Origin of the sequence: Pseudomonas sp. BN607, assembly GCF_029871175.1 — a bacterium.
GTDB lineage: Bacteria > Pseudomonadota > Gammaproteobacteria > Pseudomonadales > Pseudomonadaceae > Aquipseudomonas.
Genome location: NZ_SSOE01000040.1, coordinates 1 through 13,858 on the forward strand (window position 1 = coordinate 1; position 13,858 = coordinate 13,858).

The 13,858-nt window shown below is 60.3% G+C and carries 9 protein-coding genes and 1 rRNA gene; 6 read left to right on the forward strand and 4 right to left on the reverse strand.

Annotation, left to right across the window (positions count from 1 at the left end):
- Positions 1 to 1,079, reverse strand: a 1,079-nt coding sequence (locus E8E68_RS10320; protein WP_280341080.1) for a retention module-containing protein, incomplete at its 3' end; no start/stop codon positions are given.
- Positions 1,080 to 2,042: 963 nt separating this feature from the next.
- On the opposite strand from E8E68_RS10320, the gene E8E68_RS10325 reads away from it, so the two are divergent.
- Together E8E68_RS10325 and E8E68_RS10330 are read left to right on the forward strand one after the other, a co-directional pair.
- Positions 2,043 to 4,199, forward strand: coding sequence for a type I secretion system permease/ATPase (locus tag E8E68_RS10325; protein WP_280341083.1), 2,157 nt, complete (start codon positions 2,043 to 2,045; stop codon positions 4,197 to 4,199).
- Positions 4,200 to 4,206: 7 nt separating this feature from the next.
- Positions 4,207 to 5,565, forward strand: a complete 1,359-nt coding sequence (locus tag E8E68_RS10330; protein WP_177410792.1) for an HlyD family type I secretion periplasmic adaptor subunit — start codon at positions 4,207 to 4,209, stop codon at positions 5,563 to 5,565.
- A 143-nt stretch (positions 5,566 to 5,708) separates the two neighbouring features.
- On the opposite strand, the gene lapD is transcribed toward E8E68_RS10330, so the two are convergent.
- Complete coding sequence (gene lapD, locus E8E68_RS10335; RefSeq protein ID WP_280341087.1) at positions 5,709 to 7,655, reverse strand: cyclic di-GMP receptor LapD; 1,947 nt, start codon at positions 7,653 to 7,655, stop codon at positions 5,709 to 5,711.
- Positions 7,656 to 7,665: 10 nt separating this feature from the next.
- The gene (lapG, locus tag E8E68_RS10340; protein WP_280341088.1) at positions 7,666 to 8,427 is read right to left on the reverse strand and encodes a cysteine protease LapG; all 762 of its coding nucleotides are present in this window, start codon (positions 8,425 to 8,427) and stop codon (positions 7,666 to 7,668) included.
- Positions 8,428 to 8,631: 204 nt separating this feature from the next.
- On the opposite strand from lapG, the gene E8E68_RS10345 reads away from it, so the two are divergent.
- The 4 genes from E8E68_RS10345 (at position 8,632) to E8E68_RS10360 (ending at position 13,505) form a co-directional block, all read left to right on the forward strand.
- On the forward strand, positions 8,632 to 9,321 hold the full coding sequence (locus E8E68_RS10345; RefSeq protein WP_266034907.1) for a GntR family transcriptional regulator: 690 nt from the start codon (positions 8,632 to 8,634) through the stop codon (positions 9,319 to 9,321).
- A 103-nt stretch (positions 9,322 to 9,424) separates the two neighbouring features.
- On the forward strand, positions 9,425 to 9,928 hold the full coding sequence (locus E8E68_RS10350) for a sigma-70 family RNA polymerase sigma factor (RefSeq protein ID WP_110748337.1): 504 nt from the start codon (positions 9,425 to 9,427) through the stop codon (positions 9,926 to 9,928).
- Between the two features lie 4 nt (positions 9,929 to 9,932).
- The gene (locus E8E68_RS10355) at positions 9,933 to 10,901 is read left to right on the forward strand and encodes a FecR family protein (protein ID WP_280341093.1); all 969 of its coding nucleotides are present in this window, start codon (positions 9,933 to 9,935) and stop codon (positions 10,899 to 10,901) included.
- Between the two features lie 189 nt (positions 10,902 to 11,090).
- Entirely contained in the window at positions 11,091 to 13,505 is a 2,415-nt protein-coding gene (locus tag E8E68_RS10360) for a TonB-dependent siderophore receptor (protein ID WP_280341096.1), read from the forward strand.
- Positions 13,506 to 13,620: 115 nt separating this feature from the next.
- Here the strand turns inward: E8E68_RS10360 and rrf are convergent.
- Positions 13,621 to 13,736, reverse strand: a 5S ribosomal RNA gene (rrf, locus tag E8E68_RS10365).
- Positions 13,737 to 13,858: the final 122 nt, after the last annotated feature.

The window sequence follows — 13,858 nt, forward strand, 5'->3', positions numbered from 1 at the left end:
TTGCCGCCCGTTGCGCCGGTAATGGTGGTGCTGACGGTCGAGCCGTTGTTGTAGACGTCGTTCGCCGGGGTCTGGAAGTCGACACTGCCCTGAGTCTTACCAGCTTCAACGGTAATGGTCTGGCCGTTGGACAGGGTCACGGTCACCGGAGTCTGAGCCGGGTTGCTCAAGGTCACGGTGTAGGTGATCACACCGCCTTCGGTCACGCTAGGCGAAGCTGTCAGGGTTGCCGTGGTGGTGTCGATGGTATCGGTCACCTGGGTAACGGCCGGTGTCTGCGGCAATGTTACGGTCAGGCCGCCACCACCGGTGCTCCCTGTGACGGTGGCAGAAATCTGTGAACCGTCGATGTATGGCGTGTCGTTCGCCGGCACCACGACGTTGACGCTACCGCTGGTTTGCCCGGCCGGAATGACGATGACGGCGCCATTGGACAAGGTGATTACCAGGTTGGTAGTGGGTGCCTGGCCAACCGTGGCGGTATAAACGATTACGCCACCCGCTTCGCTGATGGAAGGAGTGGCGCCAAGAATCAGGTCAGTCGCAACGTTGGTGTCCGTCGTCGGCGTGGTCACCAGGTTGTTGCCATTGGTATCCAGCAGACCCACTTCTTCGCTATCGAGCACGGCAGCAAAGCCCAACCCGTCAGTCGGGAAACCAACCGTCGGGTCTACCCGGCCAGCGGTTTCTTCCAGCATCACAAAGCTGTGGCCGCCGCCCAGCGTACCGCCACCGCCCGCTGCCGACGGGCCTGCCGCAGTAGCTTCAAGCTCGGTAGTGGGGTCGACACCCGCAGCAATCGCCTGTTGCAGCTCTTCCACCGACGGCGCGGCCTGGGCGGTCGCCTGGCTCAGGTCGGTGCTGCTATCCGGCGCGTCGGCGCTCCATTGGCTGTCACGACCAAGGTCCAGCAGGCGGCCATCCGCCAGTTCCAGGGTAACTGCGCCACCAGGCCCAGTGAGCACTTCCTCACCAGCCAACAGGCGGTCCCCTTCAATGAGTACACGCCGGATGCCCTCTGGGGATACCGCGATAACCTGGCCGACAATGCTTTTGACGATGGCTACAACGCTGCTCATTGGACTCTCCGTGTGACCCGGTGGGTACTTCCCTGCCAGAGCGGCGCTTGTTGGCCACTTCAGGCGGAACTATGTCGATGATCTTTTGACGTTTTTTGACGTCAATATTCCGTCTATAACTGTTTGGAATTACTTAACTGCCAAACTATTGACCTTATACATGCAATCCTAAACAATCGGCAATGTAATGTCACATTGATATTTGTACCTTAGCCAAGCGTTTCTTGCGGGCAAATGTCGCACGTCATCTCACGCGCGAAAAATCCTCGGCCGATGTTCACTTCCACTCACCTCGGCTGCCTGGAAACCAGCGGCTGGATGACTGCCCAGCGCGGACCTTCACGGTTACCGGCGCCAATATTCAGGCCACTTCCGACTGCCCGGACTATTGCTCGGCTAACAAGCACGAACCTTGCCTATCAGGGCCTCCAGGGCGAAACGATAGCGAGGCCCAGCCACTGGCCGGTCGCCGTCGATGCGTGCCTACGCTGGTAATCGGGCGAGGTCGAATTCAGCGATGTGTGACAAATCAAAGAGATGACCCACAAGCGAGCGATAAATGCCTTCCAAATGATCGGCGCCCCGCTTGCGACTATTGAATGAAGACGGTCCAGGGACCTGCTTTCTATAGATGAATTTTGACTAAGAAGTTACAACACGTCGCCAATAAAACAGCGCCTGTTTACCGACCATGGCTATGCTGAATATCGATGGACCTGCAGCGGCTCACCCTAACGGGGGGTGTATCAAAGATGAAACATTCAGGCCTGCCCCGCGTCTGGTAAAAATGATGTACGTAGAATTGTTTACTCAACATCGATTCAAGGCGAACATTGGTCAGCTGCTCAAGCCTTCGGGAATTACTCCCTGCGCTTGCCCGCACCATTGAAAGCCAGGGTGAGCCGGCCCGCATGAGCGGCGGTGCACCCACCCCACCCACCACAAGGATGAAGAGAGCGCCGCGTGGAATCCGAAGTCAGTCGAGTCCAACTCAGCCACGATCCACGCAGTCAGCATGACGATCCCCTGCTGGATAGTCTGTTGAGCCTGTGTGTCCTGCATCAGAAACCTGCCAGTCGGGTCATGCTGACCACCGGCTTGCCGCTACCCGCCCAGCGCCTGAGCCCCGAGCTGCTGCCTCGCGCCGCAGCCCGTGCCGGCCTGCAAGGGCGCGTGCTGCAGCGCAAACTGGAGCAGATTCCCAGTATCGCCATGCCAGCCATGCTGCTGCTGAAGGAAGGCCGAAGCGCCGTCCTGTTGGGCTGGGAGAACGAAGACACCGCACGCCTGCTGCTCAGCGAGAGCGATGGCGGCGAGGTGCACGTCAGCCGCGAAGCGCTGCAAAGCGATTACAGCGGCCGGGTGTTCTTCGCCCAGCCGCAGCACAAGTTCGACGTCAACCACGGCAACCTCATCCCGCGGGCCAAATCGTGGTTCCGCGACACCCTGCTGCGCAGCAAGTGGCTGTACATCGATGCTATCGCCGCTAGCCTGGTGATCAACCTGATCGCCTTGGCCGCGCCGCTGTTCGTGATGAACGTGTATGACCGGGTGGTGCCCAACCAGGCCACTTCGACACTGTGGGTGCTGGCCGTCGGTATCGCCGGCGCCTACATCTTCGACCTGATCCTCAAGGGCCTGCGCGGCCTGTGCCTGGACCTCGCCGGCAAGAAGACCGACCTGATCATTTCGGCGACATTGTTCGAGCGCATCGTCGGCATGTCGATGAAGTACCGACCAGCAAGGGTCGGCAGCTTCGCCCAGAACATCCATGAGTTCCAGGGCCTGCGCGACTTCCTCGCCTCGCTGACCCTGACCAGCCTGATCGACCTGCCCTTCACCATTCTGATCCTGATCGTCATCGCCATCATTGGCGGGCACCTGGTATGGATCCCGGTCATCGCCTTCCCGCTGGCCCTGGGCATCGGCTACGCCCTGCAGCGGCCGCTGATGGCGACCATGGAGCGGACCATGGCGCTGGCTTCGGAGCGCCAGTCCAGCCTGATCGAGACCCTCGCCGGCCTGGATGCGGTAAAGGTCAACAACGCCGAGAGCGAACGCCAGTACATGTGGGAACAGACGCTCGGCACCCTAAGCCGCCTGGAGCTGCGGGTGAAGGTGCTGTCGAGCCTGGCGATGAACATCACCCTGCTGATCCAGCAACTGGCCGGCGTGGCCATGATTTGCGTGGGCGTGTACCTGATCATCGACGGCAACCTCAGCATGGGCGGCCTGGTGGCCTGCTACATGCTCAGCGGCCGCGCCCTCGGCCCGCTGGGCCAGCTCAATGGCCTGCTCGCGCGCTACCAGCAGGCCAAGGTGACCATGGTCTCCACCGACCACATGATGGAGCTGCCGCAAGAGCGTAATTTCGAAGAGCGCCCGCTGAGCCGCAAGGTACTGCAGGGAAGCGTCGAGTTTCGTGGGGTCGATTTCACCTACCCCAACCAGCAAAACCTGGCGCTGAAGAACATCAACCTGACCATTCGCCCCGGCGAAAAGGTCGGCATCATCGGCCGCAGTGGCTCGGGCAAAAGCTCGCTGGCCAAACTTATTGTCGGCCTGTACGAGGCTGATGCCGGCTCGCTGCTGGTCGATGGCGTGGACATTCGCCAGATCGACGTCAGCGAGCTGCGCCACAACATCGGCTACGTCCCCCAGGACATTCAGCTATTGGCCGGCACCCTGCGGGACAACCTGGTCAGCGGCGCCCGTTACATCGAGGACGAACTGATCCTCCAGGCCGCCGAACTGGCTGGCGTGCATGAATTCGCCCGGCTGCACCCGGATGGCTACGAGCTGCAGGTCGGTGAACGCGGGCAGAACCTGTCCGGCGGCCAGCGGCAGAACGTCGCCCTGGGCCGTGCGCTGCTGCTCAACCCGCAGATCCTGCTGCTGGACGAGCCAACCAGCGCCATGGACAACACCGGTGAAGAACGCCTCAAGCAGCGCCTGCAAGCGGTAGTGGAAGGCAAGACCGTATTGCTGGTCACCCACCGTGCGTCGCTGCTGTCACTGGTAGACCGACTGATCGTGATCGATCGCGGGCAGATTGTCGCCGACGGCCCGAAAGCCGCGGTCATGGATGCGCTGAAAAAGGGGCAGATCAGTGTTGCATAAGCTGGATATGGGGCAGTTCAAGGACAGCCTGCGGCGCTACTTCAAAGGTTCTGACTCACTCGGCGGCCAGCCACTGCCAGAGGTCAACAAGGCCCTCATCGAGGATGCTCCGCGGGTGGTGCGGCTGACCATCTGGGGTGTGATCCTGTTCTTCGTGTTTCTGATCGTATGGGCCAGCGTTGCGCCCATCGACGAGGTCACGCGGGGTGAAGGCAAGGCCATTCCGTCTTCCAAGGTGCAGAAGATACAGAACCTGGAGGGCGGCATCGTCGCTGAAATCTTCGCCAAGGAAGGGCAAATCGTCGAAGTGGGCCAGCCGCTGCTTCGCCTGGATGAAACCCGCTTCGCCTCCAACGTGGGTGAAACCGAGGCCGACCGATTGGCCATGGCCTTGCGGGTAGAACGCCTGAGTGCCGAGGTCGGGGACACCCCGCTGAAAATCGATGAGGAGCTACGCAAAGCCGCACCAAGCCAGGCGGCGAACGAGGAATCGCTCTATCAAAGCCGGCGCCAGCAACTGCAGGACGAGATTGGCGGCCTGCAGCAGCAACTGGTCCAGCGCCAGCAGGAACTGCGCGAGTACAGCTCCAAACGCGCCCAGTACGCCAACAGCCTTGAGTTGCTACGCAAGGAAATCGGCATGTCCGAGCCGCTGGTGGCCACCGGGGCGATCTCCCAGGTCGAAGTGCTGCGCCTGCGTCGCGCTGAGGTGGAAAACCGTGGCCAGCTGGATTCCACCACGTTGGCCATCCCGCGGGCCGAAGCGGCCGTGCGCGAAGTGCAGAGCAAGATCGAGGAGACCCGCGGCAAGTTCCGTAGTGAGGCGTTGACCCAACTGAACGAGGCGCGCACCGAGCTGAACAAGGCCACCGCCACCAGCAAGGCGCTGGATGACCGGGTGCACCGCACCATGGTGACGTCGCCGGTGCGCGGTATCGTCAAGCAGTTGCTGGTGAACACCATTGGCGGGGTCATCCAGCCAGGCAGCGATATCATTGAAATCGTGCCACTGGACGACACGCTGGTCGTAGAAGCGAAGATCCTGCCCAAGGATATTGCCTTCCTGCACCCGGGCCAGGAGGCGACGGTCAAGTTCACGGCGTATGACTACACCATCTATGGCGGGCTGAAGGCCAAACTGGAGCAGATCGGCGCCGACACCATCACCGATGAAGACAAGAAGACCACGTACTACCTGATCAAGCTGCGCACCGATCGCAGCCACCTGGGTACCGATGAGAAGCCACTGCTGATCATCCCGGGGATGGTGGCGACGGTGGATATCATGACCGGCAAGAAGACCATCATGAGCTACCTGCTCAAGCCGATCATGAAAGCGCGCTCTGAGGCGCTGCGCGAGCGTTGATGAGGCTGGCCACTGATCCTGGTGGCCCGCTGCCCCAATCGCCGGCAATCCAGCTGCTACACCGACTGCATCGGGCTAAAGCCAAGTGCAAAATCAGTGAGCGCTGCCTTGTTGGCGATAGGGCCAGACTGCCAGCGAAGAACTCAGCGCCAGGGCGCGGGTTCACCCACCAACTGTCCCTGAATCCCACCCACCCTCATCTCCTGCAACACCAACCGCTCACCTTCGGTCTCGACCCTCTCGGCAATCAGCGGTAAATCGATGCTGTGCGCTGCACGCTGGATCGCTTCGATGAACAGCCGCTTGTGCTGCTCGTGGTCGATGTTACGGATGTAGCTGCCGTCTATCTTCAGGTACGCCAGGCCCAAGTGCGCCAGGTTGCCGATCATGCTGAAGCGCCCGCCAAAGCGCTGCAGCGCCAGGCCAAAACCAAGCCCGTGCAGACGCCGGGTGAGCTGCTCCAGGGCAGCCTGCTCAGGCAACTGCTCCTCGCCAATTTCAAAAACCAGTCGCGGGCCGAGCGCCGTATTCTGGCCCAACAGCTCGAAAACTCGCTGCAGGGCCTTGGGGTCAGCCAGGGTTGCAGCGGAGAGATTCAGCGCCAGCATCTGATCATGCCCACGCAGGTGCGCCAACACTTTCTCCAGTACCAGCACGTCAAGCCGCGGCATCCAGCCGAAGCGCTCCAGCCAGGGCAGGAAACGCCCCGCCGGCAGAGCATCGCCGTGGCCATCCTGTAGGCGCGAAATCACCTTGTGGTGCAACACCTGTTGCGCTGTGGCGCAATCCACCACCGGCTGGAAGAACAGCTCGAAATGACCGTTGATGAACGCTTGGTCGAGCCGTTCATGCCAGGCATGCTGGCTGTCTGCGGCAACTGCAGCCACGCCTTGTTCAAGGCATACCCAGCCCGGCGTTGGCTGGTTCTCGGCTCGGGCCAGGGCCTCGTCGGCGAGCTTGAGCAGCGCTTGCGGTGAATCACCCGGGCTGAACGGCGCGAGGCCGATGCAGGCCACCGGGTCGATATCACTGGCGCCGGTTTCATGCAGGCTTTGCAGTGTTGTTTCCAGGGCTTGGGCAAGATGCACGGCCTCTTCATGCACCATGCCCGGCGCCAGCACCGCGAACTCGCCGCCGCGGCTGCGAGAGATCAGGTCGTTGGTTTCCGGGAAACTGGCACAGGTACGGCGCAGCTGTTCACCTACTGCCTGCAGCAACTGGTCGGTACGCTGGCCGCCCAGGCGGGCGTTCAGCCCGGCCAGGCCCTGGACACGAAGCAACAGCAGGTAGCCGGCGCGCGCTTCCTCCAGGTTGCTTACCCGAGTATTAAGCTGCATTTCGAAGTAACGACGGTTGGACAACCCGGTCAGGCTGTCCTGGTACGACTCGGCCCGCAGCCGCTCACTGCGCTCGGCCTGTTCGGTGAACAGTGCCTTGAGCTTCTCGACCATCTGGTTCATCGCCTGCACTACGCGACGTAGCTCTGGAGTGCGCGGTAGCTCCGGCAGGCTGAGGAATTCGCGGCGGGCGATGGCGTGGGATTGCTCGACCATGTAGTCCAGCGGCCGCAACTGCCGACGCAACAGCAGGGCACCAAGCACGGCACTGGCCGCACCGCACAGCAGCAGCCAGCCTAGGCTGCCCAGGGCGCTTTGCCAGAGCTTGGCAATGGCAAACATCGGGTGGCTGATCACCTCTACGCGTGCGGCCTGTTGCCAGCCGCGGCTGACGATGGCATCGCCGCCAGCAGCCTCCAGGCCGATGAGGTGCACGAACCAGCGCGGCACACCGCCCGGGTCCGGCTCGGCGTGACGCTCTACCAGCACGGCGTTGGAACCAAGGTCGACGACCTTGATGCTTGCGTAGTACCCACTGTCGAAGATTGAACTCACCATCAACTCGACCATGGCCGGGTCATCGATATTCGGCGTCAGCGACAGCGCCAGCGCGGTCGCCGCATCCTGCGCGTGCGAGCGCAACTGGTTGACGTACTGGCTGCGCGAGCTCTCCAGGCTGACCATGAAACTGCCACTGAAGGCGACCACCAGGAACAGGCAAATGGCCAACAGCAATTGTTTGAACAGTGACATCTGTGCTCCTTCAGTAAACCGGCTCGGCCGGGAACCCTTCGGCCTGCATTTTCTTCAGCAAATCCTGCCAGCGTGACAACCGTTTGGTATCACCGACCTTCTTGTTGCCAGCGGCACCCGTCAGCCACAACCCTTCGCCATTGAAGGCGTAAACCGGCAACAGGTCGGTACGCTGGCTTGCCGGCTTGATGGCGTCCATCAGGCTGTCGAGCACCAATGGCTGGGCCTGTGGGCTTGAATAATAGGTCAGTACCATGTGCGCGCGGTTCTGCCGCAGCGCCTTGACGTAGGTAATGCGCAGTTTCTCGCTGGGGATACCCATGCGTCGCAAGCTGAAGTACTTGGCAATGGCGTAATCCTCGCAGTCCCCTGCGCCCTTGATCAGTGCCTGCACCGGCGTGGCCCAGTAATCGACCTCATGCCAAAGGTCAATGTCCTCGACATAGCGCAGTTGCTGGTTGAAGAAGCGGTTGACCACTTGCAAGCGCTCAAGCTCGCTACCCTGGCTCTGACTGGCCATCAGGTTCTGCCAAGCGTCGATACGACTTTGGCCAGTACCCAGAGGGCCATAAAGGGCCTGCGCTTTGCGACTGATCTGGGAAAAATCCCAATCCGCGTGCAAGCCGCCCAGCAGCACGCCACCCAGCAGCGCCGCCAGGCCAACACGCAGTACAACTGTTTTGAGCAACCAGGATATCGCCACTGCGAAGCCCTGTTCAGGCCAGTCGAAAGGAGCGATGGTGCGGCTTGCCAAAGCAAAAGACAATGGCATCCTGAAATCATGCACCCGCTGGTCAGCTTGCCTACACTTTCTGATTATATCCTTCAGTTCGCCGCTTCCTTTGGCGTACGACTTCATCCACCATAGCCGCGCTTTTGGGGCGCCTGTACCAGAGACGGTACCGGTTTGACACCCCTACAAGCTGTTACTAGTGTCATTGGATCCAACTTTAGTCATCGTTAAGGCAGGCGTCACGTGGCCGAGAAAATCAAATTGAGCAATGTGCTGGCCAGCGAGCAGCTGTTGCCGCACCAGGCCCGCGGTGTGATTGAAGAACGCCTGCGTGGTGCCATTCTCGACGGTCGCTTGCCACCCGGCACGGCGGTGCGCCAGCAAGAGCTTGCCACCCTGTTCGGCGTCAGCCGCATGCCCGTGCGCGAAGCTTTGCGCCAACTCGAAGCGCAATCGCTGCTGAAGGTGGAAATGCACAAGGGCGCCGTGGTTGCCCCGCTGATCGGCGAAGACGCTGTAGACACCTATGCCCTGCGCGTCTTGCTTGAAAGCGAAGCGCTGCGCCAGTCCATACCATTGCTGGATGCCAACGACATCGCTACCGCCCGCGGGTATATCCAGCAACTGGAGAACGAAACCCGCCACAGTGAACTCGGTCGCCTGAACCGGCTGTTTCACATGACTCTCTACAGCAAGGCGACGAACAAGAAACTGTTGCGCCTGATTGAAAACGAGCTGAATGAAGAGGAACGCTTCCTGCGGTTTCATCTTTCGTCCATGGGACTGGGCAAGCTCACCCAGGATGATCACAACGCCTTGGTAGATGCAGCCAGTGACAAGCTGGTGGATCAGGCCGTTACGGTGCTGGAACAGCATCTCAATGGCGGTGCGAAGGTAATCCGCAAATACCTGGATAGCCAACTGGGGCGCTAGCCCGCCGCGCAGGTTGCGTGCAGACGGGTTGCAAATTTGGTGTAACACCGCCAACAATGAGACTAATTATCATTCATGTCCATTGATGTCGACACCCTCCCCCATGCCCAGCAACGACTTCGTGCAAACGCTCTACAGTGACCATCACCGCTGGTTGCATGCCTGGCTGCGCAGCAAGCTGGGCAATGCCGCCGATGCCGCAGACCTCGCTCAGGACACCTTCGTGCGCCTACTGCAGCGCCGCGAGCAACTGCAGTTGAATACACCGCGAGCCTTTCTGCGCACAGTCGCACGCGGGTTGGTAATCGACCACTGGCGCCGCGAGGAACTGCACAGAGCCTACCTCGAGGCTTTGGCCCACGTACCAGAGGCACTGGCCCCTTCGGCCGAAACCCGTGAGCTGCTGCTGGAGCTTCTTGAACGCGTAGCTCGCATGCTAGATGGCCTCAAGCCGAAAGTGCGACGTGCCTTTCTGCTGGCACAGTGCGAGGGATTGAAGCATCAGGCCATCGCCGAGCAGATGGGCATCTCAGTGCGTACCGTAGAGCGCTACATCGCCGATGCGCTGTACCACTGCTACGTGCTGCGCTACGAAGACGAGTGCTGAGCCAATGACTGTCGTGCGTCCTGGTGCAACAGCGGTCAAGCAGGCTATCCAGTGGATGCTGAGGCTGCGTGAGAGTGGCCATGACCCGGCTCTGGAGCAAGAGTGCGCACAATGGCGCAATGCTCACCGCGAACATGAACTGGCCTGGCAACGGGTGAACCACCTTCATCAGGACCTCGACTTGCGCGCCATTCCCGGCGCCGGCTTAGCGCTGCAGACCTTGGAAACCAGCCAGCGAGCGTTACGCCGCCGGCAGGCGCTGAAACTGTTAGGCGGTGTTGCCTTGGTGGGGACCGCAGCGTGGCTGACTAAAGACCCGGATGCGCTTGATGCCTGGACTGCAGACTACGCCACAGACACGGGTGAGCGGCGTAGCTTCACACTGCCAGATGGCTCGCTGATGCAACTCAACACGCGCACTGCAGTGGACCTTGCTTTTAACGAGCAGAGACGGCTGATCCGCTTGAAGCACGGCGAGCTGATGGTTACCTGCGGCCAAACGGCGACCCCGCAGCGCCCTTTGCTAGTACAAACGCGGAACGCCTTGCTGGAAGGATTCGATGGGCGCTTCGTGGCACGCCAGGACAGCGGCTGCACACGGGTGAGTGTCAGTCATGGCAGAGTCGCGATCCGCAAATCTGGCGATGGCCAGCTGCAGTGGATCGAAAGCGGCGAGGACTGGCGCATAGATGCAAAGGGTGCGCAGCGGCTGGAACACGTGGACATGGACGCGATGGCCTGGAGCGAGGGGTTGATCATTACCCGGGGTATGCGCCTGTTCGACTTTCTTGCCCAAGTCAGCCGCTATCGTCATGGCTATCTGGGTTGCAGTGACGAGATTGCCAATTTGCGCCTGTCAGGGGTATTTCGGCTTGAGGACCCCGAGCAGTTGATACAGCTGCTGCCGCAGACGCTGCCTGTGCGGCTGCGCCAACGCACACGCTGGTGGGTGCGGGTGGAAGGCGTGGCCTGATAACGCGGGCGACGTAAAAGCGTATGGCGGCGCTCAGTTTTTTGGCGGGTTTTGAGTGCCAGTTCGGCTAGGACAGTAATTGACCCCTACCGCCCTCAACTCCCCAACGGACTCCTCATGCCTAACGCCCCGGTGCATACGCACATTTTCAGCGTGAATGATTTTCGACCTGTTTTGCACTCAGCGCTCATACGCAAAGCTATCCGAGCCGCCCTGCTCGGTACGGCCTTGGGCCTGACTGGCGCCCCGCAACTATCCATGGCGGCTGACATCGCCGACGTCAGCCATCGGTACGCGATCCCGGCTGGCCAACTGGATGATGTGCTCTACGAATTTGCCCGCCAGGCCGGCATAACCTTGTCGAGCACACCCCAGCTCACCGGTGGCCTGAAATCCAACGGGTTGCAGGGGCAGTACGCCACTGAACAGGCGCTGCGCCAGTTGCTCAATGGCAGCGGCCTAAAAGCCGTCAGTGAGGATGGACGCAGCTATGTGCTGCAGGCACAGCCCCAGGACGCAGCCCTGTCACTGCCAGATACCGATATCCGCAGCTTCACCCTTGGTAATGCATTGGGTAGCACAGAGGGTTACAACGCCACGCACAGCCAGGTGGCCACCAAGACCAGCATGCCGTTGGTGGAGACCTCACAATCGGTTTCGGTGGTGACCCGCCAGCAGATCGACGACCAAGGCTCTCAGACCGTTGCCCAGGCCATGCGCTACACCCCCGGCGTACTGACCAACCCCTACGGGGCCACCCATCGCTACGACTATGTGGCCATGCGCGGCTTCAACGACGGATCGGTGGACAATATCTACGTCGACGGGCTGAAGTCGATGGGCGACAACGGTACCTACAGCACCATGCAAGTGGACCCCTACTTTCTTGAGCGCATCGACATTCTGAAAGGGCCTTCTTCGGTGCTGTATGGCCGCAGCTCACCGGGTGGGCTGGTAGCGCTAACCACCAAGAAGCCACTGTTTACCCCCTACCATCAGATCCAGGCGCGGGTCGGTTCTCAAGGCCAGCGTGGCATGGGTTTCGACTTCAGCGGCCCTGTGGATGCCGGTCAGCGTATAGCGTATCGCCTGACAGGCCTGGCCGACACGTCCGACACCCAGTTCGACCACAGCGAGGAAGAACGCTATGCCATAGCCCCCGCCTTGAGCATCGACTTCAACGAAGACACCTCGCTTACCCTACAAGCCTATTTGCAGCACGACCCCAACGGTGGCTACCACGGCGGTAACCCTGCCGACGGTATGCTGCACCAGCGCAATGGCTTGCGCCTGTCAGATCACTTCTTTGAGGGTGAACCGGGTATCGACAACTACGAGCGTACCCAACAGTCCCTCAGCTACCAGTTCGAACATCGCTTCAACGACGTATTCACCGCGCGGCAGAACTTCCGTTACCAAGACTCCGACGTGTCGATGGATCAGGTGTACTCCGCCGGCTGGGCAGACGCCGACAGCAACATCCTCAACCGTGCCTACACCGTCGGCGACGAACGCCTGCACTCGTTCATCATCGATAACATGCTGCAGGCAGAATTCTTTACCGGCGCCGCTAAACACACCTTGCTGCTCGGTACTGACTACCAGCGCCGCAAGGCCGACGTGACGTGGCGTTATGGGACGGTCGACCCGCTGGATGCCGGCAACCCGCAGTACGGTAATGGCAACCTTCAGGTATTGGGCGAGAACCGCTATCAGCGGCGTTTGCAGCAAACGGGTGTGTACCTGCAGGACCTGGTGGAGCTGGACCAATGGCGCTTTTCTCTGGGGCTGCGCCAGGATTGGGTGAAGGTTTCTGAAGAGAACCGTGACAGCGACAGCAAGGTGAGTGATCAGCGCTCGAAGTTCACTACTCGTGCCGGGGTGCTCTACCTGTTCGAGAACGGCATTGCGCCCTACGTCAGCTACTCGGAGTCGTTCAACCCCAATACCGTATCCGATCAGGACGGCCGCCCATTAGCGCCTACCGAGGGTACGCAATGGGAAGCAGGCATGAAGTATCAGCCTCCAGGCAGCGACAATCTGTTCACCGCATCGGTGTTCCGCATCGAGCAGGAAAATCTGGCGTCGAAACAGCCGAACGAAGACTTCTATCGCCCGGTGGGTGAAGTACGTTCGCAAGGGCTGGAGCTGGAGGCGCATGTGCAACTGACCGACAGCTTGAAGTTGCTGGGTGGCTATACCTTTACCGATATCGAATATTCCAAGTCGATGCCGAGCCTGGTGTCGAGCAACCTGGACAACAAGGGCAACTCACCAACCCAAGCGCCGAAGCAGATGTTCTCGCTGTGGGCTGACTACAACTTCCGCCAGGGGGCTCTGGATGGGCTCCGGTTGGGCACTGGGGTGCGATACGTAGGGTATAGCTGGGTGGATGCGGAAAACAGCATGAAGGTACCGTCTTACACTCTGTTGGACGCTTCGATCGGCTATGACCTCGGGAAGGTCGGCCTGACGGGTGTGGATCTGCGTTTGAACGCCAACAACCTTACCAATGAAAGCTACATCACTTCGTGTGCCAGCCTGAACTACTGCTACATGGGGGAAGAGCGCAATGTGAGCGCCACGGTGAGCTACCAGTTCTGACCCGAGGACCATGGCTAGTTCGCGCTTCAACGCGAGGGACGCGCTAGCCTAAAAGTTATGGCCCGAAAAAGACAAAGCCCCTGTCTGCATCGCAGACAGGGGCTTTGGATTTGAATCTTGACGATGACCTACTCTCACATGGGGAAACCCCACACTACCATCGGCGATGCATCGTTTCACTGCTGAGTTCGGGATGGGATCAGGTGGTTCCAATGCTCTATGGTCGTCAAGAAATTCTGTGTGCTGGCCCGTCACTCGGACGTGCCTGCAAATCTCTGTAGTTCCTACTTAAAGACAAAACCCCTACCTGCATGTGCAGATAGGGGTTTTGCGAAATGAATCTTGACGATGAC